Origin of the sequence: Vibrio sp. B1FLJ16 (assembly GCF_905175385.1) — a bacterium.
Classification (GTDB): domain Bacteria; phylum Pseudomonadota; class Gammaproteobacteria; order Enterobacterales; family Vibrionaceae; genus Vibrio.
In genome coordinates this window covers 2,277,797-2,300,154 of the sequence record NZ_HG992749.1, presented here as the reverse complement: position 1 = coordinate 2,300,154, position 22,358 = coordinate 2,277,797, and the positions used below count along the sequence as shown (strand labels likewise).

Sequence of the window (22,358 nt, the reverse complement as noted above, 5' to 3'; positions counted from 1 at the left end):
AGCTCTATTACTCATCTTATTCTTTATCAGCTTTGTTGGTGAACCCTAAGCGCTTGAACAGTAACCACTCTAGCGCAAATATCACGATTAATGCGACGCAGAACCAGGTGAACGCCGTACCGGATTCAACACCGGGCATACCGCCGATATTGATTCCGAGCAGGCCGGTCAGGAAGCTGGTTGGTAAGAAAATGGTTGCGACCAAAGTAAACAGGTAACTGTTTTTATTGGTCTTTTCATCACGGTTGTGCTTGATTTCCTCTTGGAAAAGTGCGACTTCGCCGAGATAAAAATCAATAGTTTCGTTGATCCGTGTGATGTTGTTGTGTGCAAAGCGATACTGATGCGGTCTGGATGCCACTAGATCAGAATTGGACTCAAGTAAGTCTTTGATCGCGTATTGCTGTGGGCGAATAAAGCGCTTGATAGAGATAAGCGCCTTTTGCGCTGAGATATGCTTGTAAGTGGACTCATCATTAACATCAAAGTGATTGAGGGTTTCCTCTATCGTGTCCAGGTACACATCAATTTTTCCGTTTAACCCTTCGATGATTTGGTTTAGTAAACTTGCAAGACTTTTCGGTCCGTTGTGTTCTGCCAGTGCCTGGCGGATTTCCATAATCGCGCGGGATGGGATTTTACGTGTGGAAATTAACGCACCCTGAAAATACAAAATGCGGATACTGAGCATGTCTTCCGGTGCGGCATCTTCATTCATGTTGATGCCGCGCAGGATCAGCATAAAGTTTTCATCATCAAGGGGATGGAAAGACGGGCGGCTTTCATCGGCGAGCAGATGGTCTACGGTTGAACGGGGAACCTGATTGTCTAATAACCATTCTCGAATACCAGGATGCAGCCTTTCACAGTGGTACCAGTGCTTTGCTTGGATCTCTTGTGGTGTTGTAGACTCCTGAGTTGCAACTGGGGTAGAAAAATCCCAATGCTCAATCATAAACCCCATATTCTCTTCCTTCTAATGAGACAGTGATTTTTGCATGAGTATGATTGTATTGAGATGAAAAGTCTATGAATAATTGCTTGAGAAGAAAACAAAAATGCCTGAAAAACTCGGACGTTAACCCGATTAAGGGCTTATCAGCTCACCTGGTGTAGGTTGACCACTTTTTTTTGCATCTTTTGTTTCAGGTATTCCGCTATCGAGCGTTTCTCATCCTCACTGATGTAGAGTCCGAGTTTTGTGCGGCGCCATAAAATATCCTGGTCGGTCAGAGCCATCTCATGATTGACTAGGTAGTCGATTTCACATTGATACACACCGCCGGCTTGTTCTGAAAACCTTTGGCCAAGTTCAGCTATCTCAGAGAACCCTTCCAATAAGTCCCATGTTTGCGTACCAAACTGAGTGACATAGCGGAGAATGAGCGCTTCGGGTGCCCACCGGTATCTAGATTGTATCTGTGTGGCTAACTGCTCACGGGTGCAACTGAAATTCCCGCCGGGCAGCGCTTGATTGGCTGTCCAGTTACCTCCCATTTGGGACAGGAATGGAGCCAGTTTTCTCATCGCAGCTTCGCTTAGTTTGCGATAAGTCGTGAGTTTGCCACCAAATACCGACAATAGCGGGGCTCGTCCACTCTGGGTATCCAGCTCTAGGGTATAGTCCCGTGTGACTGCCTGAGGAGAGGATGATTCATCATCACACAGAGGGCGAACGCCACTGTATGACCAAATGATATCGGCTTGGGTCAGCTGGTGGATGAAATGCTGGTTGACGATATCGAGCAGATAATCAATTTCATCATCAGAGATAGCGACGTTTGTCGGATCACCACTGTATTCAACATCTGTTGTACCTATGATCGTGAATTTATCCAAATACGGGATGAGAAAGACGATGCGGTTATCTCGGTTTTGCAGGATATAAGCTTGTGGTTCGTTGTGAATACGAGGAACCACGATATGAGACCCTTTAATTAAGCGGATGTTGCGAGGAGAGGTCTGAGCTAGTCCTTCGTCAAAGAAGTTTTTTACCCAGGGTCCTGCGGCATTAACCAGAACTTTGGCCTTACGTTCAAAACGTTGGTCCGTCATTATGTTGTGGATAGTGACGTGCCAGATACCGCTTTCTCGATGGGCTTTCTCAACTCTGCAATAGTTGCGTACCTCCGCATTGTTTTCCTTGGCGGCGAGTGCGTTGAGTAGTACTAAGCGCGCATCATCGACCCAGCAGTCTGAATATTCAAAACCGATCTTAATTTCTGGCTTGAGCAACCCCGATTTAGCTAAGTTGATGGTTTTACTGCCTGGCAATGTAGTTCTTTTCCCAAGGTGGTCGTAGAGGAATAACCCACAACGTATCATCCAAGCCGGGCGAAGAAAGGGACGATGAGGCAAGCGAAAACGCATTGGTAGTGCGATATGTGGAGCTTTGCGCAGAATGACTTCACGTTCCGCAAGGGCTTCGGAAACCAGACGAAATTCATAATGCTCAAGGTAGCGCAGTCCGCCATGGACCAGCTTGGAACTTGCTGAGGAGGTAGCGGATGCAAAGTCGTTGGCTTCATAGAGCCCGACGCTCAGCCCTCGACCTGCGGCGTCCGCGGCTATTCCGGCCCCGTTAATACCTCCTCCGACAACGAGTATATCCAACACCGGAGTTATACCGGTTGCCGAATTACTGGTTCTTATACTCATAACGCCGCCCTCGGTTATGTATTTCAGTAATAAAAAACCTCTGTCTAATTAAGACAGAGGTTTTTATGGAGGTCAAATTTTGAACGATAAGGAGTTTGCTGGGCTGGAGTTAATCTTCTTCTTCATGAAGCGCAGACCAGGTTTGCGCGCACTTCACCGCGCGTTTCCAGCCTCTGTAGCGGCGATTACGTTTGTCTTCATCGTCATGCGGCTCAAATGTACGATCGATAACGGCTTTGTATTTCAGTTCATCAAGGCTATCCCAGTAACCGACAGCCAACCCTGCCAGATACGCCGCTCCTAAGGCTGTGACTTCAGTGACCTGTGGACGATGGACGATGGTGTTCAATACATCAGACTGGAACTGCATCAGGAAGTTATTCGCGACTGCACCTCCGTCAACTCGAAGATGAGTGAGCTGAATACCTGAGTCGGCCTGCATTGCATCGAGTACATCTCTGGTCTGGTAAGCTATCCCTTCCAGTGTTGCGCGTATGATGTGGTTGGAATTAACGCCGCGGGTAAGACCAACAATCGTACCTCGCGCATACGCATCCCAGTACGGCGCGCCCAGTCCGGTAAAGGCTGGCACAACGTAAACCCCGTTTGACGAATCGACTTTGGTCGCGAAATATTCTGAGTCTTCTGCACCGTTAAGAATCTTCAGCTCATCGCGCAACCACTGAATCGCCGCACCGCCCATGAATACGGCACCTTCAAGCGCGTAAGTGGGTTCACCTTCCGCACCGCAAGCCAGCGTGGTTAGCAGACCGTGTGTGGAGGTCACCTTTTCTTTGCCGGTATTCATCAACAAGAAACAGCCCGTTCCGTAGGTATTTTTGGCCTGACCGGGTTCGACACACATCTGGCCGAAAAGCGCGGCTTGTTGATCTCCCGCGATACCGGCGATTGGAATACGGGTACCACCTTTACCGCCGATGTTGGTTTTTCCATACACTTCTGAAGAACGTTTTACTTCCGGCATCATCGAAGCTGGAATACCCAGTTCATCAAGTAATTTCTGATCCCAGCAGAGGTCATTAATATTAAACAGCATAGTACGAGACGCGTTGGTGTAATCCGTTACGTGGACACGTCCCTGAGTCATTTTCCAGACTAGCCAGGTATCAACGGTACCAAACAGCAGCTTACCAGCTTCTGCGTCCTCACGTGCGCCTTCGACATTATCGAGAATCCACTTTACTTTAGTGCCGGAGAAATAAGGATCGAGTACTAAGCCTGTGTTTTTGCGGACGTAATCTTCCAAGCCGCGCTGTTTTAGCGCTTCACAGATCTCAGCAGTACGGCGGCATTGCCAGACGATCGCGTTGTAAACTGGCTTACCGGTCTCTTTGTTCCAGACAATGGTCGTTTCACGCTGATTAGTGATACCAATGGCGGCTAACTGGTCGCTGCGGATACCCGACTTAGCGATGGCCTCAACCAGTGTTGAGCTTTGCGTTGCCCATATCTCCATAGGGTCATGTTCAACCCAGCCTGCCTGAGGGTAAATTTGGGTAAACTCTCTCTGAGCGACGTTAATGATATTGGCATCATGATCAAGAATGACGGCGCGAGAGCTCGTCGTTCCCTGGTCTAGGGCAATAATGTATTTTTGCTCAGTCATCGCAGAGTCCTTTTGTTGCTGTTTTTCTGTTTATATTTTAGGTGTTACAGAGTTTTGCCGGGCAAATTTAATCCGTATTGAGAGATTTATTCAAAAGTGTCCTGCATCAGGCAGAGCGACATTTTAAGGAAAATCTTAATCAGAATTTAATACCATGTCTGTTAGTGAACCCAAAGGATGATGGTCACAATTGCCAGTTTCATCACCCTTCTTTGGGTATACAAGCAGAAACAAAAATCCCCCGGCAGTTTCCTGTCGGGGGATTTATTAAAGTACAGGTCAACAGACCGTTATCAAAACAACTTAGTTGTTAGAGTGCAGTTCGCTGTTCAGTTCAACCGCGCTCTTGTTGGCAAGACACTCAACCTGGCCAGTTTGAGAGTTGCGACGGAATAGCAGGTCAGATACGCCAGCAAGGTCGCGAGCTTTAACGATTTCTACTTCGTTACCTTCTCTATCCAGCATGCGAACTTTAGTACCTGCTGTAACGTACAGACCAGATTCAAGAGTACAACGGTCACCTAGCGGGAAGCCAAGACCAGCGTTCGCGCCCAGTAGTGAGTTCTCACCGATAGACACAACCACAGTACCGCCGCCTGATAGCGTACCCATGATAGATGCACCACCACCGATGTCAGAACCGTTGTCTACCACAACACCTGCAGAGATACGACCTTCAACCATGCTCACACCTGTAGTACCAGCGTTGAAGTTGATGAAACCTTCGTGCATAACCGTTGTGCCTTCACCCACATGTGCACCAAGACGTACACGAGAGGTATCAGCGATACGAATACCAGTTGGAACCACGTAGTCGACCATTTTAGGGAACTTGTCTACACAATCGACGCTTAGTGTACGGCCAGCAAGACGCGCTTCGATTTGACGCTCAGCGAGTTCAGGCAGGTCGATTGGACCTTCGTTTGTCCATGCGATGTTGTGCAGCAGACCAAAGATGCCGTCTAGTACTGTACCGTGTGGCTTAACAAGACGGTTAGAGATAAGTTGTAGCTTCAGGAAACCTTCAGCAACAGATTGTGGCTGCTCGTCAGTTGCTAGGATAACCAGTACTAGAGGTTGCGCTGATTCAGCTGCCTTAGCGGCAAATGATGCGTTAGCAGCGTCGCCGTTAGCTTCGAAAGCAGTCGCCAGATCTGCGCTTTGTGCTGCAGAGATCTCGATAGCTTGGTTGCCTTGCTCGTAACCTGCTACTGAAGCTAGTGCGTTTACCAGCTCGTCGCTTGGGTTAAGAACTGGGTTTGGGAAAAACGCTTCGATGATTTTGCCGTCGCGGTTTTTAGTTGCCGTACCAAAGGCTAGAGAAAAGAAAGCCATAGTTGATCTCCGTCTATTGAGTCTGGTCTCGTCTGTTCACTGACAAGACGTTATTTTCTGTAAAGTGGTATCAATACCAATCGTAGTAAATAACTGCTCATTCTAGCTTGTTAAAATACTCGATAACTGCGTTACAATTTTTGATTGTAGAATAACTACTTATCAAAAATTCTGCCTTGTTCTCAAGCATTTTTCCTACGCTATTTCTGAACACTTACTTACTGTGATTGGTATAAGTTGATAGTCATCATAAAGAGACTATCGGGCAGTTTAAAGAGGGTAAGGGGATAAAGTCCGTAGATGGATACCTTTTGTCTTTTAAGAGATATGTCTGTCTGATTGGAAATGCTGGCTGTGAGGCGTGGGAAGCCTCCAGAGCTCAGAGAACTCAAATTGAATCCATAAAAAAACGCCGCAAACAGCGGCGTTTTTTCTGATGCTTATAAGCAATTTATGCAGCTTCTTCTTCAACTGCTTCAAGCTTCTTTGCTTTCTTTGGTGCAGGTTTACGTTTTGCACCGATCGCGTAAAGGAGCTCTTCTTTGTTTTGCGCAAGGAACATTGCAAGATCTTCTTGCTTACCTTCGTCTTCCAGAAGTTCACTTTTACCTAGCAGAGTGAATAGTTCATCTGCCATGTCCAGCATTTTGTCATATGCGTCAGCTTCCGCTTTAGAGGTAAAAGTCATTTTCTCTTCTCCGTTGCGTTCTACCACGTACTTGACTATTACAGCCATGGTTGGTCCCCTAACTTGGTGAATTGATACTGGCTGTTTATACAGTTTTTAACCAGCTAAGTCTAGTGAGTGATTTAATAATGAGATGCTGGTGGGACTTAGTGGCCAGTGTTTGAGCTATATGTGTATTCCCAATTCTGACAAAATTCAATAAAGGTTTTCAGGAGCGGGCTTTGGTATTTTTCCTTGTGTACCAGCAGCCAGAATCGTCGCTTCATATCCAGCGGCATTTCCAGCACCTTTACGCGCCCTTCACGAATAGCTGGGTCGGCGGATAAACGCGACAAACAGCCCAGCCCTAAACCTGCGGAGACGGAGTTAATAAGAGCTTCGGTGGTATTGAGCTGAAAAGCCTCATGCCACTGCTCTATACGCGGAGCAATTACGCGCAAAAAGAACTCCCGAGAGCCTGAGCCTGCCTCGCGCAATATCCACTCGCTATTTTCCAGTTCGGCTAGATTCATCATACCTTCGTGTGCCGCGGGATAATCTGGTGCGCAGATCACACACATCTCATCTTCACTGAATTGTGACGATTGCAGTTCAGGGTGAAGTGTTTTCCCCTCGATAAGAGCGATATCCAGTTCATAAGCAGTCAGCTTGTCACAGATCTGTGCCGAGTTGGAAATAAACAGGCTTTGAGAGCGGTGGTTGGTGTGCTGACGAAATGCGCTCAGAAGATAAGGCGCAACCTGATTGCCGATAGTATCGCTGGCACCGATACGTAACTGACCGGACAAAGCGTGGTCGCCCTCAAAAATGCTCTCAATATCTTTGGCACGGTTTAGCAGCTCGTCCGCTAAAGGCAGCAACTTTTTCCCTTCCTGATTGAGAATCAGACGGTTGTTGACTCGATCAAACAGATGATGACCAATCTGCTTTTCCAGCTCAGACAGCGCCATGCTGACCGCAGCTTTGGAAAGATAAAGGCTTTCTGAGGCAGCAGTCAGCGTGTTGTGCTGAGTGATGGTGGTAAACACCTTGAGTTGTTTGAGAGAGATGTGGCTTGCCATGGATCAATGTTTAGTTAATCTGAACGTGTGTTCTAAATAATTAGATATATTGAAACGAAGTGCAAGCGTAGAATCTGCAACATTGTTAGGGTCAACAGTCCCTAGTAGCTCTGATAGAGGTTGTGATGATGCAAAAAACGAAAGCAAAACTCTTGGCTGCGCCAACGCCGATGGCAGGGTTAGCACTTGGTATTGCAAGTTTGGGTTGGTGCTGGGAAAACTTCGCAGAATTACATGGCTATGGACAGTGGATGAGCGCAGGTATTGCCAGTTTGTTGCTTACCATTCTGGCGATTAAGTTCCTGCTAAATCATCACTTATTAAAACAGGATCTTGCGCACCCAGTGGTGGGGAGCGTGGTGCCGACTTTTGCAATGGGAACGATGGTGGTCTCTAACTCGCTGGGCCAAGTTTCCCCAGTCTCAGGAGACATACTCTGGCTGTTCGCGATAGCTCTGCATATCGCATTTTTAGCCAGCTTTGTTTATCACCGGGCCAAAGAGTTTGAGCTCCACCACATGGTACCGAGTTGGTTTGTACCACCTGTAGGCATTATCGTTGCGGATGTCTCTTTCTCGGGTAATCCTTTATTAGTGCCAGTAGCACACGGAGCTTTAGCATTCGGGATGCTGGCTTACGCTGTGATGCTGCCGGTAATGATTTACCGTTTTATGTTCACTCAGGAAGTTCCGGATGCCGCGAAACCAACGATGGCGATCCTGGCTGCACCTGCCAGCTTATCATTGGCTGGCTACCTAACGGTTGTTGCCACACCATCACCGCTGATTATTGCTTTGTTGTTTGGTATCGCGGTGCTGATGACGGCCATCATCTACTTGGCATTCTTTAAACTGTTAAGGCTGCCGTTTAGTCCCGGTTATGCCGCGTTTACCTTCCCTATGGTGATTGGAGCAACAGCATTGTTCAAAATGACTCATTGGATGGAGATGCAAGGTTTAGCTGTGCATTATGTTCAACAGGTGAGATCGTTAGCGGGTGTAGAGCTTATCGTGGCAACGCTTGTTGTCGCGTATGTCGCATGGCAGTACATCAGCCATTTATTGATTAAGCCACGTTTCATGTCGGCACAGCATGCTTGATTAAAACGCTGACTCACATCAGATCGCAAGCCTCTTGAACAAACATCAAGAGGCTTCTGCTTTTAGGTGACGGGAACTGGGGTTCTCAGAGCTTATCCTGAAGCTCCTCTGCATCCCCTGTGGATAGCACTCGTATCTCTCGTTGTGGGAATGGGATTTCGATGCCATTGTCCTGCAGCGTTTCGAGGATGATCAGTAGTAAATCTCCTCCGACACGATTACGTCCGTCATCGATCCCTTCCATCCAGAATTCGACAAACATATTGATCCCGGAGTCTCCAAAGCTGTCGATTTCACAATCCGGCCGCTCTTCAAATGGAACCTGATCTCCGCTTAAAACCTGCGGATGGGCTGCTACTGCGTCTTTGATTAACTCAACCATACTGCGAACATCTGTTTTGTACGCGACGGAGAAATCAACGCGATAACGCTGTTTGGTATTTTTATGTGTCCAGTTGGTAAATGAGCTGGAAATGAATTTCTCGTTAGGAACTACGATGTCTTTACCATCATAGGTTTCTAAAGTTGTTGAGCGCATGTTCAGCTCAGTGACTACTCCGGTCCGGCCATCTTCAAGCTCTATGTAATCACCGACTGAAATCGAACGGTCGAAAATAATAATTATCCCCGAGATGAAATTAGAGGCGATGGCTTGCAGGCCAAAACCCAAACCGACACCGACCGCACCACCAAATACAGCTAACGCAGTCAGGTTGATACCCATAAGCTGCAGAATCAGTAGGACAACAGTGAAGAAAAGCGCGACCTCAAAGACTTTGGCGACGATTTCACGGGTACGGAAGTCGAGCGACTTTTGTTTACGGATGATGGTTTGACCCGTTGCGTTGGAAACGCGTCCGAGCCAGAAAAGCAGCGAACCAAAAATTAATGTTCTCGCTAAGCCATAGGCTGAGATATGTATATTGCCAAGGTCAATCGACATTGACTCAAGCACAGCGATGATGTCGTCGAGTATGCCTATGCCGTAAAAAACAATAATCGGCATGCCTATCCAGCGAAAAGCTCTTGCAACCAAGGGGTTAGTGATAAGCAGGCCGATGAAAGAGTTAAAAAGTAGCAAAATCGCAATCGCGAAAGCGACTTTCATTACCCATCCGTCTTCAATGTAAAGCTGACTAAACTCTAATGAAATTCTCAGCAGCACTATTGCGAGTATCGGAAATAACAGTTTCCCACACCGAAAGATCAAATTTCGAATGGGATAACTACTGGCTGGTGAAGGAGGTTCCCTGAGGATGGGTACATACTTGTAGACGCGGTTGGCGAGAATAAAAGCCAATAAGTATATACACAAGATAATGCCAATCTGGCTGTATGTATCGGTACTGGAGAGGGAGTTAAGAAAAGAGTGGTAGTAATCAGTAATATAATCCATTTCAATTCCTTACTTTCTTATCCAGTGTCTGCTGAGTTTTGTTATATCAACGACGGATTTACATAGCGCACGGCAAGGTTATATCTGAGTCTTTTAAAGTTTGAATTAACAAGTGTTTAACATCGTAGTAATTGTTGTTGTAATTATTCTGTTCGTCCAGCCGGTATGTGGTTTCCGCTTTACGAATGTGCTTTCCTGCACATGCTGATCTTGTATTTTGAGTGATATCTAACCTTTTGTTATTTATGGGCGCGAGAAGAGTGCGGGTTTAAATCGGGCTGTGCTAAGCTAGCTAAAGTTTCAATCGGCTCCCGGTATTCCCAAATTGTTTACTGTTTATCACTCCAATCAAGTTGATGTCCTCAAATCCCTTCTTGTTGAACTGATTAGAATCAGTCCGCTGGAAAACCCGTTCGAAAAAGAACAGATACTGGTGCAAAGCCCGGGCATGTCTCAGTGGCTGAAGATGGAATTAGCCAAAGAGTTTGGTGTGGCGGCTAACCTCGATTTTCCGCTCCCGGCGACTTTCATTTGGGAGATGTTCACACAGGTATTGCCTGATGTACCGAAGCGCAGCGCCTTCAACAAAGAAGCGATGACATGGAAGCTGATGCACCTGTTACCTGGGCTTCTGAATCAGGAAGCATTTGCTCCGCTGGCGCAATACCTCAAAGACGACAGTGATAACTCCAAGCTCTACCAATTGGCGGAGAAAATTGCTGATATATTCGATGGCTACCTGGTGTACCGTCCGGAATGGATCGCAAGTTGGGAGGCAGGGCAGAATGTACCTGATCTGGAAGATGAGCATCCGTGGCAGCCAATTTTGTGGCAAGCGTTGTATGATCACACGGTATCATTAGGACAATCTCCTTATCACCGTGCCAACCTTTATGAACACTTTATCGAAACATTAGATAACTTTTCCGGCAACTTTGATAATTTGCCCGAGCGTCTGTTTGTATTTGGTATTTCTTCGCTACCACCACGATATATGGATGCACTAAAAGCGATTGGCGAGCACATTGATGTGCATTTGATGTTCACTAACCCCTGTCGTTACTACTGGGGTGAGGTTCGTGATCGCAAATATCTGGCTCGTTTGGCAGCAAGGCACAGGCAGCATGTTGTGTGGCAGGATGATCACTCTGAAGTGCAAGGCGAATCCGAGCAACTAAAAGGCTCACTGGAAGACAATGTGATCGATGAACTGCACACTGATGTTGTGGGCAACAGTTTGTTGGCTTCGATGGGCAAACTCGGGCGCGATAACATGTATCTGTTATCTCAACTAGAATCCCATGAGATTGAGGCGTTTGTTGATGTTGAGCGCGACAGTCTGCTCCATCAACTGCAAGCGGATATTCTCAATCTGGAAGAGCATCAAGACGACCAGCAGATTGAAAACAGCCAGCACAAGAAAGTGGTTAGCCTGGGAGATAAATCACTTAGCCTGCATTCCTGTCACAGCCCGATGCGTGAAGTCGAAGTTTTGCATGATCAGCTTCTGGCAATGTTCGATGCCGATCCGAGTTTAAAGCCACGCGATATCATCGTCATGGTGGCGGACATCAATGCGTACAGCCCAGCGATTCAGGCGGTATTTGGTAACGCGCCGGGTGAGCGTTTTATTCCATATTCGATTTCAGACAGGACGGCTGATCAGGAAAGCCCAATTCTTGCGGCGTTCATGCAGTTGGTGAACTTACCGAATACGCGCTGTTTGGCTTCAGAACTACTCGAACTGCTGGAAACTCCGGCGATATTAAACCGTTTCGAACTCAGTGAAGACGACTTCTTACAAGGCAAACAGTGGGTAGAAGATTCGGGTATTCGCTGGGGGCTGGATGCCACGACCGGAAGTGAGTTTGAACTGCCGGAAACCCGTCAGAATACCTGGCAGTTCGGTATTCAGCGCATGCTGCTGGGTTATGCGATGCCAGAATCTGCGGGCTTGTTTGAAACCGGGCAGGGCAGTTTGTCGCCGTACAATGAAGTGCAGGGTATGGGCGCAGAACTCGCCGGTAAACTGGCGCATTTTATTCAGCAAATCAGCACTTATCGCAGCAAGCTTTCTCATGTTCAGACCGTCGATAGCTGGCGGGAAACATTAGTTTCGCTGGTGGATGACTTCTTCTCGGTGGAGCTGGAAGGCGAAATGGCGCTCAAGTCCATTCGTGACACGCTGAGTCAACTTAAAGAGCAGCTCTCTGATGCAGCGTTTGAAGAAGCTCTATCACCTGCAATCATCCGTCAATATTTGCAGGATAAGCTCTCTGGTACCAGAGTTAGTCAGCGCTTCCTTGCTGGGCAAGTCAACTTCTGTACTTTGATGCCAATGCGCTCGATTCCATTTAGAACCGTATGTCTGCTTGGAATGAATGATGGCGTCTACCCGCGCTCTATGCCGCCGGAGGGCTTTGACCTGATGACAGGCAGAACCAAACCGGGTGACCGCTCTCGCCGGGACGATGACCGTTACCTGTTCCTCGAAGCGATGTTGTCGGCACAGCAAACCCTTTACATCAGTTATGTCGGTCGTTCGATTCAGGACAACACGGAGCGCGTACCGTCGGTGCTGGTTTCTGAGCTGATGGAATACTGCCATCAGAACTATTGTTTGAGCGGCGAACAAGCGTTACCAGTGGATGAGTCTGGCGACAATTTATTAAAAGCGTTAGTAAATGCTCACGCTATGGTGCCGTTCAGCCCAAGTGCGTTCCAGGGCATACACTCCAGCTACGCAAAGGAGTGGATTCCGGCAGCCTTAACCCAAACGAGTCAATCTCAAGGTCATGTCCGTGGTGATTTTAATCGAGCACTGGACGATTATCTGCTGGGAGCAACATTCCCACTCGAGCTTGATTTGGTTGAGCTGCAACGTTTCTGGCGATTACCGGTACAGTACTTTTTCAATCGCCGTTTGAAAGTGACCTTTGAGCCACCTTTGCCAGTAATGGAAGATGATGAACCATTCGTTCTGGGTGGGCTGGAAAGCTATCAGATGCGTGATGAGCTTTTAGAAACCTTGCTTGAAACGACATTGACGCAGCCAGAGTCGAAAACAGAGGTACTGAAGCTCTTTATGAATCAACAACGTGCCCAGGGCAAACTGCCAGTTGGAGCGTTCGGTGATATCGAGTTTGAAACCAACCGGGTTCAGGCTGAAGAGTTGGTAGACAAACTGGCGTTTTTATCCGGCGCACCGCAAGACGACTTAGAAATCGATCTGACTTTCGATTCCTTATTTGACTTTGACTCTTTACATAAAGGAAGTGAAAGCGAAGAGAAAAAAGTACGTCTGACGGGCTGGCTGACTCAGTGTTTCCAGTCAGGTTTGATTCGCTACCGAAGCGGCAGAGTCCGTGCTCAAGATTACCTTGCGGCATGGATAGATCATCTTGCCATGTCGGCATCAGGCCATGCCAAGAAGACTCATATCATTGGCTACGATCGTAAAGAAGGCGCGGTGCATTTAGTCTACCCGGAAATCGCAGATGCGCAGCACGCTAAGCTACTGCTCACGGAATTAGTGCGCCTGTACTTCGAAGGCATGACCAAACCTCTGCCTTATTTCCCGAAAACCGCTCTGGCTTGTGTTGAGGCGGGCTTCAACCGTGGTCACTGGGCTGACGACGAAGAGAAATCTTTGCAGAAAATGGCCAGTACATTCAATGATGGATACATGAGCTCTGGCGAAGGAAATAACGCTTATATCGCGCGTATCTGGCCTGCCTGGAACGATGAATTAGCCACAGAAGTCCGTTTACTGACAGCGTTGGTTTTGCAAGGTGCGCGTTTAGCGGTGCAAGAAGCAGATGATATTAAAGCGTAATAAAGACAAATGGTTACAGAGAAGAGAGTGTGGATTGAAAGAATAAAGAGTAGGGTGGCCGCCAGAAAATCATTATTTTGTGTAGGGCGTTCGCTGTACGGCCACAAGGTCAGAGGGACCATGATTCGTTTGCTTAATTCTTTTGAGTGGAGCTGCCTAAAAAGGCTGGCTTATCTCGTGGCGGGGATAGTAGCGGTACAGTAGAAGGATAACCGTGAGTGAGATCCCACAAAGCTCTAAATTTTCCGACTTGTTAAACATATTATTAGAATTTTTCACGATAGATCACACTTCTATCAGTTGATAATCCGGAGAGATTCAACGTTATGGATCAAATGTCAGGTGCAGAGTTACCGACCCATGATTTAAAAGCCCGTGAATTAGAAGCAACTATGCAATCACAGCCAACGCCACTAGAACCAATGACGTTTCCGCTGCATGGTGCGAGGCTGATTGAGGCATCAGCGGGTACGGGTAAAACCTTTACCATTGCGGGTTTATACCTGCGCCTTTTGCTTGGTCACGGCAGCGCGGCAACCCGACATCGCGTACCGCTTACGGTCGACCAGATTTTGGTAGTAACCTTTACTGAAGCGGCAACAGCAGAATTGCGTGACCGTATAAGGGCAAGAATCCATGATGCCCGAATTGCTTTTGCCCGAGGACAGAGTTCCGATCCGGTTATTCAGCCTTTGCTTAGTGAGTTCGATGATCACAAACAAGCCGCAGAAATTCTGTTGCAGGCAGAGCGTCAGATGGACGAGGCTGCAGTGTACACCATTCACGGTTTCTGCCAGCGCATGCTGACACAAAATGCTTTTGAATCCGGCAGCCGGTTTAACAACGAGTTCGTCACCGATGAAAGTCACCTTAAAGCTCAGGTGGTGGCTGACTACTGGCGTCGAAATTTCTATCCGCTACCGTTCAATCTAGCCGGAGAAGTTCGTCAGATTTGGGGCTCTCCATCGGCGCTTCTTGGCGACATCAGTAATTATCTCACTGGCGCGCCCTTAAGTTTGTCGGTTCATGCAATGAGTGGCAACCTAGCTGATCTGCATGCTGAAAATCTGAAGAAAATCGATGAACTGAAAGCGCTGTGGCGAGATAGCCAAGACGATTTCCTAGCGTTGATTTCGGACTCAGACATCAACAAACGTAGCTACACTAAAAAGTCTCTGCCGTCATGGCTGGAGGCGGTGAACGCTTGGGCGGCAACGGAAACTACCGGTTACGACTATCCAGACAAACTGGAGAGATTTGCCCAGAATGTTCTGCTAGAAAAAACGCCTAAAGGCAATGCGCCTCAGCACACAGTGTTTGAAGCAATAGAAGCTTTTCTTGCCAATCCAATTAGTTTAAAAGCTCCACTTCTTGCCCACGCTATTGAGCACTGTCGAGTGATGCTGGCCAGCGCGAAAAATCAGAAGCAGTGGCTCTCATTTGATGACTTACTGACTCAGCTTTCTGCCTCGATTGATACAGATGAAAGTGAACTGCTTGCCGAGCGAATCCGTACTTTATATCCCGTCGCAATGATTGATGAGTTCCAGGATACCGACCCTCTGCAATACAGTATTTTCAGCCGTATCTATTTGGATAATCCAGAATGCGGTCTGTTTATGATCGGTGATCCGAAACAGGCCATCTACGGTTTCCGTGGCGCAGATATTTTCACTTATATCAAAGCACGTAACCAAGTGAGTGCCCACTACACGTTAGGAACTAACTGGCGTTCAAGCGCGGATATGGTACAGGCGGTGAACCAGGTGTTCGCCTTGCCAGACAGCCCGTTTATCTATGATTCGGACATTCCGTTCTTACCGGTAAATTACAGTCCGAATGCCGGAAAACGCATTTGGACCATAGGTGGTCAAAAGCAACCGGCACTCACTTACTGGCTGCAAGAAGCGGATGAGAAACCGCTGCCAAAAGGCGAATACCTGACCCGAATGGCTGAGGCAACAGCAAGTAAGATCCAGACGATTTTGACTCAGGCTCAGCAGGGGCAAGCGTGTCTGGTAAACGGCGAAAAACAGAAAGCCGTTCAGGCCGGAGATATTGCCGTACTGGTTCGTACCGGTAATGAAGGTCGCATGATCAAACAAGCGCTGGCAGATCAAGGCATTGCCAGTGTATACCTATCTAACCGTGACAGTGTGTTTACCAGCTCGGTCGCTCAAGATTTACAGCGTCTGCTGCAAGCAGTACTGACCCCGGAAAATGATCGGGCTTTGCGAGCAAGCTTAGCCTCTGAACTCTTTGCCCTCGACGCCGCCAGCCTGGATGCGCTCAACAACGATGAAATCGTCTGGGAAAACGCAGTCAATGAGTTCAAAGAGTATCGCAAACTTTGGGTTCAGCGTGGTGTGCTACCAATGCTGCGCGCGGTGATCAGCAAGCGTCATATTGCCGAGCGATTGTTAGCGGGAGGTGCGGGCTCACAGGGTGAAAACGGTGAGCGGGTACTTACCGATCTCATGCACATCGGTGAACTGCTTCAGCAGGCAAGTAATGAACTGGACAGCGACCACGGTTTACTCCGCTGGTTAGCGCAGTCTATCAGTGACGCGGAAAACGGCTTGGGCGGCAGTGATGACCAAATCCAGCGTTTGGAATCTGAACGCAATTTGGTACAGATCGTTACCATTCACAAATCAAAAGGTCTGGAGTACGACCTAGTCTTTTTGCCGTTTGTATTCAGCTACCGGGAAGCGAGCGAAGCAAAATATTACGATGCTGCTAATGACCGCACTGTACTGGATATTACAGGCAACGATGCTTCAATGAAGCAAGCGGATAAAGAGCGTCTGGCTGAAGACTTACGTTTGATATATGTGGCACTAACGCGTGCCGTGTATGCCTGTTTTATAGGGGCTTCTCCCTTGCGAAATGGCCGCTCGACGAAGGAGCCAACTGGTGTACACAACAGTGCTATTGGCTACTTAGTACAAAATGGTGAAGAGGGCGGAATCAACGATCTGTACCAGGGTTTAAAACAGCAGCAAGATAAGCTCGAATGTGTAGTCATTGCAGAGCCGCCTCAGCAGCTTGAAGAGAAATACATCGCGCCGCAAGTTGAAGTGGACGACCTGACGGCTAAAGAGCTGCAAAACCCAATCGACAGAAACTGGCGCATCACCAGTTATTCTGGCCTGGTAAAGCAAGGCTCTCATCATGCGGTGCATGACGCAACCATTGAGATCACCGGATTTGATATCGACTCTTCTGATGAGCAGGATGAAGAGGATTTGGTTGAGCCTGAACGTTCTATTTTCACCTTCCCGCGCGGTGCTCGTCCGGGTACCTTCCTCCACAGCTTGTTTGAGGAGATTGAGTTTACTCAGTCAGCAACGACGGTAGAGAACACGCAAATCATTCTCGGCTTAATGGAAAGTGAGCAGCTGGATGAAGAGTGGCTGCCAATTTTACAGCAACTGATTGATACCGTTCTTGCCACACCACTAGACGGCAAATCTTTGCTGCTCAATCAAAAATCGCCATCACAGCGTTTAGTTGAGATGGAGTTTTTATTGCCGATTGAAGTATTGTCTGCACCGGCTCTGAACCGTGTTATTCAGCGTCATGATCCGTTGTCTGCAAAAGCAGGGGATTTAGGTTTCCATACCGTGCAGGGGATGCTTAAGGGCTTTATCGACCTGGTGTTTGAACATCAGGGCAAATACTACGTGCTTGACTGGAAATCGAACCATCTTGGCGATGATGTGAAGCATTACCATGGTGAAGCGCTGAAATCCGCCATGGCCGATCACCGTTATGATTTGCAGTATCAGATTTATGCGTTAGCACTGCACCGATTCTTGCGTAGTCGACTGGCGGATTATCAATACGATCAACACTTTGGTGGCGTGTACTACTTGTTCTTACGCGGCATGGACGGACAAAGTGAACACGGTATTTTTTCCGCCAAGCCAACCTTAGATTTCTTAAATGAGATGGATTGTCTGATTGATGGTCAAACGCCGGAAACGCGATCGACTCAGGCCGGTCAGATGGAGTTACTGTAATGACGACCAATCACAACCTTCATTCCGAGCAAGAGAGCTTGCTGGCAACACTTGAACATCTGGCGCACAAAGGTGCGATTCGTCAGCTCGATTACCAGTTCGCCCGTTTCCTTTTTACTCAACGTAATGATTCTCAATGTACTGATACCCAAAGCGAACTGATAACTGACGGTCAGGCTCTGGCGTTTATCGCCGGAGTGGTCAGCAGCGAGCTGGGCAAAGGGCACATCTGTTTACCACTGTTCGACTCTCAAGGTCAGCCTACAGATTTTGCCAGTACGTTAGGGCTATATGGTGAAGCAGCGTTAGCGCTCAACAGTAAGCTGCAAGGTATTGACTGGGTTAAAGTACTGCAAAGCTCGCCGTTAGTCGGCGGGCAGGGAGAAGCTTTGCCGCTGATGTTCGATGGTGAGCGTTTGTATCTGCACCGTTACTGGCACTATGAAGTGACCCTGGCGGAAAAGCTCAATCAACTGGGCGCTGCGGTTAACTTGCAGCCCCAAGAGTTTGCTCGATTATCTGAGCTGCTTAACCATCTGTTTGCGCGGCAATATCATTTTCTTTTTAACGCGCTAGCCAAAGCCAGTGAAGCGGGGAATAGTACCCAGGTTTTGCGTCAGCAACTGGTGTGTGACCACCTTGATGTTGTCGCAAGCGACATACTGGATTGGCCAGCAATTGACGCTCTGCTTGGTCAGGTGCGTAAGGTTCAGGATTTACAGCCACTGGATGAACTTGTGCCACTTTCTGCTTGTGTGAACTGGCAAAAAGTCGCAGCGGCGGTAGCGCTAACCCGTCGGTTTGCGGTGATTTCCGGTGGGCCGGGAACGGGTAAAACGACTACAGTAACCAAATTGCTTGCTGCTTTGATCGAGCAGGCAGTACAAGAGAAAAACCTCACCATTAAGCTGGTGGCTCCGACGGGTAAAGCGGCGGCGCGATTGACTGAGTCAATAGGTAAAGCGATACAAGAGTTACCCGTTTCTCCTGAGCTAAAAGCCAAGATCCCAACAGATTCGAGTACCTTGCATCGATTGCTAGGCGCGATCCCTAACAGTGCGGAGTTTCGTCATAACAAGCAAAATCCACTGCATTTGGATATCTTGGTGATAGATGAAGCCTCTATGGTCGATTTGCCTATGATGTATAAAGTGGTTGATGCATTACCGAAACATGCTCGGCTGATACTACTGGGCGATAAAGATCAGCTCGCCTCAGTAGAGGCGGGGGCGGTGTTAGGGGATATCTGCTCTTTCCACGCTTTGGGCTACAGTAAGGAGCAGGCTTCGGCCATCACAAAACTGACCGGATATGAAACCTTGGCCCACAGTAGCAACAGTGCATCCAGTATTGCAGACAGTTTGTGTATGCTGCAAAAGAGTTATCGGTTTGATGCCCGTTCGGGGATTGGGCAGTTGGCAAAAGCGGTTAATTCAGGTTCCGCTGCCAGCGTTGATAATGTCTGGGCGCGTGACTTTTCAGACATTGAGCATTTCGCACTGAGCAGTCAACATTACAACCAGATGATGCAGACGCTAGTGCAGGAATACGGCCGTTATCTTAAGCGCATCGGGCAGCAAGAAGTTGACCAGAAAACGGGGAAACCGGAATCGTTAACTCACAAAGCCAAAGCAGTATTAGACACGTTTAATCAATGCCGGCTGCTGTGTGCGATTCGCGAAGGCGACTTTGGTGTGGCTGGATTAAACCAGCGCATCGAGAAAGCCTTGGCAGCACGTAAGCTGATTCAGGTTCAGGACGAGATTTGGTATCACGGCAGACCGGTAATGGTCACGCGTAATGACCACGGTTTAGGTTTGTATAACGGTGATATCGGTATCTGTATGCTGGACGACAGTGAAGAAGAACCGCGTTTAAAAGTCTTTTTCGAGCTCCCTGACGGCAGTGTGAAATCGGTGTTGCCAAGCCGGGTACCAGAGCACGAAACAGCTTATGCGATGACAATTCATAAATCCCAGGGCAGTGAGTTTGATTACACCCTTATGATTCTGCCACCAGACTTTAGCCCGATATTAACCCGCGAGCTGATATACACAGGTATAACGCGAGCAAAGAAACGTTTAGCACTTTACGCTGAGCTGAATGTGCTTAAGAGAGGGATTAAAGTTAAAACCACTCGGGCTAGTGGGCTCACTCAGAGACTTTCCTGCTAAAAACAAAAAGACCGAGCTTAATGCTCGGTCTTTTTCTATCCGCGTTTTTTAAACGCACTCGTAAATGATACGCTTCGAATTTTGTATTGTTTCTGATGGTCGAGGATAAAGTTTCGGATAGAGTCATTCACCGGAAATACGCAGTGTACGTCTAACCCTTCTAAAAACTGATGGTCGGCCATATCCCAGAAGCTTTGAAGCGAATTACAAACGATGGTTCTCATAACAGTGCTCGTCTCGGCTTATTAAAAGTCAGATCAACAACTGTCCTTGATGTGTCATACCAGGCTCTTCGTTCGCTGGTACTTTAGGGTGAAGACCACACACATCCAGCTTGACTCTTATTTGAGCTTTTCTGGTTATATCATCACCTAGATCCATTGATATTTGGTTAAAAACCAATCATTAGGGCGCGGATTATAACCAGACATTTTCACATTGAAAAGATAAAAATGAGACTAATATCAATGTAATGCTTTGCATATTTTGAGTTGTTTGTTAATGGATTATAAATCCAGAGCTAAAATCTTAGACTTTCTCTGGAAGTTATACAGCCCCTGCTTAGCTCCCGGTAAATAATCAACGCTCACTTCGTAGAAGCCTTGTTCTCTGAACCAATGGAGGCTGTGTGTTGTGAGAACGAAGATTTGATGGATATTTTCAGACTTTGAACGGTGCTTCATGTAGTTGAGTAATAGTAAGCCGCGGTTACCATCCCGGTAGTCTGGGTGAATCGCGACGCAGGCCATTTCCGCTTTGTGCTCTTCGGCATATGGGTAAAGTGCGGCGCAGCCGATAATTAAGCCATCCTTTTCTATGATGGTGAACTTGCCAATCTCTTGCTCCAGCTGCTCACGTGAGCGCCTTACCAGTATGCCTTGCTCTTCCAGAGGTCGGATTAAATCCAGAATACCACCAATGTCATCGATGGTTGCCTGGCGGACTTGCTCGGCGCTGGCCATGACGACCTGAGTACCGATACCGTCGAATGAGAACAGTTCCTGGATTAATGCCCCGTCCACTTTATAGCTGATGAGGTGGCTGCGGGGTACACCCGCGCGACACGCTGCAATGGACCCTTTTAAGAAACGAAGAGTGCAGGAACTGTAATCAGAATCTGACGAGGTATTCTCAGTGAGCGTTTTCATCACATGTTCAGCTTCAATCGGAAGAAGTTCAGCGATAGCGTTGCCATTTTCACCGATAACACCTTGTTCAGAGCAAAAGCCAATCAGCTTGTCTGCACCAAGTTTGATCGCAAGTTGTGTTGCGACTTCTTCAGAAAGTAAGTTGAAACACTCACCGGTCACTGAACTGGCGATAGGGCCGAGCAGCACAATAGAGCCTTGATCGAGTGTGCGGTTGATCGCGTCAGTATCGATACGACGGATCCGCCCGCTGTGGCAGTAATCAACGCCATCATCGACGCCTAATGGCTGAGCAATAATATAGTTACCTGTCACGACGCTCAGTTCTGTTCCTGCCATAGGCGTATTGTTAAGGCTCATTGAAAGGCGAGCGGTAATAGCCAGTTGAAGTTGCCCTGCTGCTTGCATAACTACCGATAAAGCTTCTTCATCAGTAATCCGGATGTTTTTGTGGTAAGGCGTAGTAAGGCTTTGTTTTTCCAAGAGTTGGTTGATTTGCGGACGAGCACCATATACTACCACTACTTTAATGCCGAGGCTGTGCATTAAAGCAATATCATTGATGATGTTGCCAAAGTTATTATGGGCAACGGCTTCGCCACCAAGCATGATTACCATGGTTTTGCCACGGTGTGCATTAACATAGGGAGTTGACTGGCGGAACCCTTTGACGAGAGCGGTACTACGAATTTTCACTACAACCATTCCTTGTGACTATTTATGCTCAAATAATGGCTTTTTATTCGGCTTGTGGCAAGGGGATTTTTTGGAATAAAGAACAAAGATATGGGCAGGAACCCTTTATTGAACCATAGAGCTGAGGGTACAATGCCGCTCTTTATCTTTTCATTGGTGGTTCTTATGCCTTCAACGGCAAATCTCTCCGAGCAAACTCAGACAGAATCTTCCCAAAAGTCCAAGTTTCGGAAAGGGGCTGAGCGCTTCTTAATGCTTAGCGCAGTGATTGGAACCATCATAGTATGCATGCTGTACAGCGAGCTCATTGCTCAATATATCAACCCTTCTTTTTCCAAATCGACAATTTATGGAAAGTGGGTAGAACAGAATGTCGCGCACTACGTTCGTGAAGAGTTCGTTGTGAGTGAAAGAGGCGTGACTGTTAACGGCTCCACCGTTGCAACGGATTTTGAATTTGATGGTGATTCATTTTCTTATAAGCTGGGCTCGACTGTCCGTAGATTTAAGTTTACCGGCAAGCAGCATGCAGAAATGAAACTGGATGCGGACTCGCATTACCTGCCAGTGTTTCGTTTAGAAGACACGTCGATATAGATTCCCGTTAATCATTTC

At 47.6% G+C, this 22,358-nt stretch carries 14 protein-coding genes; 5 read left to right on the top strand and 9 right to left on the bottom strand.

Features of this window, described 5'->3' with window-relative positions:
* Positions 1–16: 16 nt before the first annotated feature.
* The 6 genes from KHN79_RS10430 to KHN79_RS10405 all read right to left on the bottom strand — a co-directional run bounded on the left by KHN79_RS10430 (position 17) and on the right by KHN79_RS10405 (position 7,369).
* The gene (locus KHN79_RS10430; RefSeq protein WP_182008736.1) at positions 17–964 is read right to left on the bottom strand and encodes a CorA family divalent cation transporter; all 948 of its coding nucleotides are present in this window, start codon (positions 962–964) and stop codon (positions 17–19) included.
* 134 nt (positions 965–1,098) lie between these two features.
* Positions 1,099–2,658: a glycerol-3-phosphate dehydrogenase gene (glpD, locus tag KHN79_RS10425; RefSeq protein ID WP_182008735.1), complete on the bottom strand. Its 1,560-nt coding sequence runs from the start codon at positions 2,656–2,658 to the stop codon at positions 1,099–1,101.
* A gap of 109 nt (positions 2,659–2,767) precedes the next feature.
* Positions 2,768–4,285, bottom strand: coding sequence for a glycerol kinase GlpK (gene glpK / locus KHN79_RS10420; RefSeq protein ID WP_182008734.1), 1,518 nt, complete (start codon positions 4,283–4,285; stop codon positions 2,768–2,770).
* A gap of 303 nt (positions 4,286–4,588) precedes the next feature.
* Positions 4,589–5,620: a 2,3,4,5-tetrahydropyridine-2,6-dicarboxylate N-succinyltransferase gene (dapD, locus tag KHN79_RS10415; protein WP_182008733.1), complete on the bottom strand. Its 1,032-nt coding sequence runs from the start codon at positions 5,618–5,620 to the stop codon at positions 4,589–4,591.
* Positions 5,621–6,071: 451 nt separating this feature from the next.
* Positions 6,072–6,356 carry a YebG family protein gene (locus KHN79_RS10410; protein WP_182008732.1) on the bottom strand — a complete coding sequence of 95 codons (285 nt, stop codon included), beginning with the start codon at positions 6,354–6,356 and terminating at the stop codon, positions 6,072–6,074.
* A 98-nt stretch (positions 6,357–6,454) separates the two neighbouring features.
* The gene (locus KHN79_RS10405; protein WP_182008731.1) at positions 6,455–7,369 is read right to left on the bottom strand and encodes a LysR family transcriptional regulator; all 915 of its coding nucleotides are present in this window, start codon (positions 7,367–7,369) and stop codon (positions 6,455–6,457) included.
* A 125-nt stretch (positions 7,370–7,494) separates the two neighbouring features.
* Here KHN79_RS10405 and KHN79_RS10400 point away from each other — a divergent pair, with 125 nt between their 5' ends.
* Entirely contained in the window at positions 7,495–8,469 is a 975-nt protein-coding gene (locus tag KHN79_RS10400) for a TDT family transporter (RefSeq protein WP_211907240.1), read from the top strand.
* 85 nt (positions 8,470–8,554) lie between these two features.
* Here KHN79_RS10400 and KHN79_RS10395 read toward each other — a convergent pair whose 3' ends face one another.
* Positions 8,555–9,577, bottom strand: a complete 1,023-nt coding sequence (locus KHN79_RS10395; protein ID WP_244812558.1) for a mechanosensitive ion channel domain-containing protein — start codon at positions 9,575–9,577, stop codon at positions 8,555–8,557.
* A 613-nt stretch (positions 9,578–10,190) separates the two neighbouring features.
* On the opposite strand from KHN79_RS10395, the gene recC reads away from it, so the two are divergent.
* The 3 genes from recC to recD all read left to right on the top strand — a co-directional run bounded on the left by recC (position 10,191) and on the right by recD (position 19,899).
* A complete protein-coding gene (gene recC / locus KHN79_RS10390; protein ID WP_182008729.1) occupies positions 10,191–13,700 on the top strand; it encodes an exodeoxyribonuclease V subunit gamma in 3,510 nt (1,169 codons plus the stop codon).
* Positions 13,701–14,092: 392 nt separating this feature from the next.
* Positions 14,093–17,725, top strand: a complete 3,633-nt coding sequence (gene recB, locus KHN79_RS10385; protein ID WP_182008892.1) for an exodeoxyribonuclease V subunit beta — start codon at positions 14,093–14,095, stop codon at positions 17,723–17,725.
* The gene (gene recD / locus KHN79_RS10380) at positions 17,725–19,899 is read left to right on the top strand and encodes an exodeoxyribonuclease V subunit alpha (protein WP_182008728.1); all 2,175 of its coding nucleotides are present in this window, start codon (positions 17,725–17,727) and stop codon (positions 19,897–19,899) included. Before recB ends, recD begins: the two co-directional genes overlap by 1 nt.
* A gap of 35 nt (positions 19,900–19,934) precedes the next feature.
* On the opposite strand, the gene KHN79_RS21610 is transcribed toward recD, so the two are convergent.
* Together KHN79_RS21610 and argA are read right to left on the bottom strand one after the other, a co-directional pair.
* Entirely contained in the window at positions 19,935–20,123 is a 189-nt protein-coding gene (locus KHN79_RS21610) for a hypothetical protein (RefSeq protein WP_224913830.1), read from the bottom strand.
* Positions 20,124–20,405: 282 nt separating this feature from the next.
* The gene (gene argA, locus KHN79_RS10375; protein ID WP_182008727.1) at positions 20,406–21,743 is read right to left on the bottom strand and encodes an amino-acid N-acetyltransferase; all 1,338 of its coding nucleotides are present in this window, start codon (positions 21,741–21,743) and stop codon (positions 20,406–20,408) included.
* A gap of 132 nt (positions 21,744–21,875) precedes the next feature.
* On the opposite strand from argA, the gene KHN79_RS10370 reads away from it, so the two are divergent.
* Positions 21,876–22,340: a DUF2850 domain-containing protein gene (locus KHN79_RS10370; protein WP_244812556.1), complete on the top strand. Its 465-nt coding sequence runs from the start codon at positions 21,876–21,878 to the stop codon at positions 22,338–22,340.
* Positions 22,341–22,358: the final 18 nt, after the last annotated feature.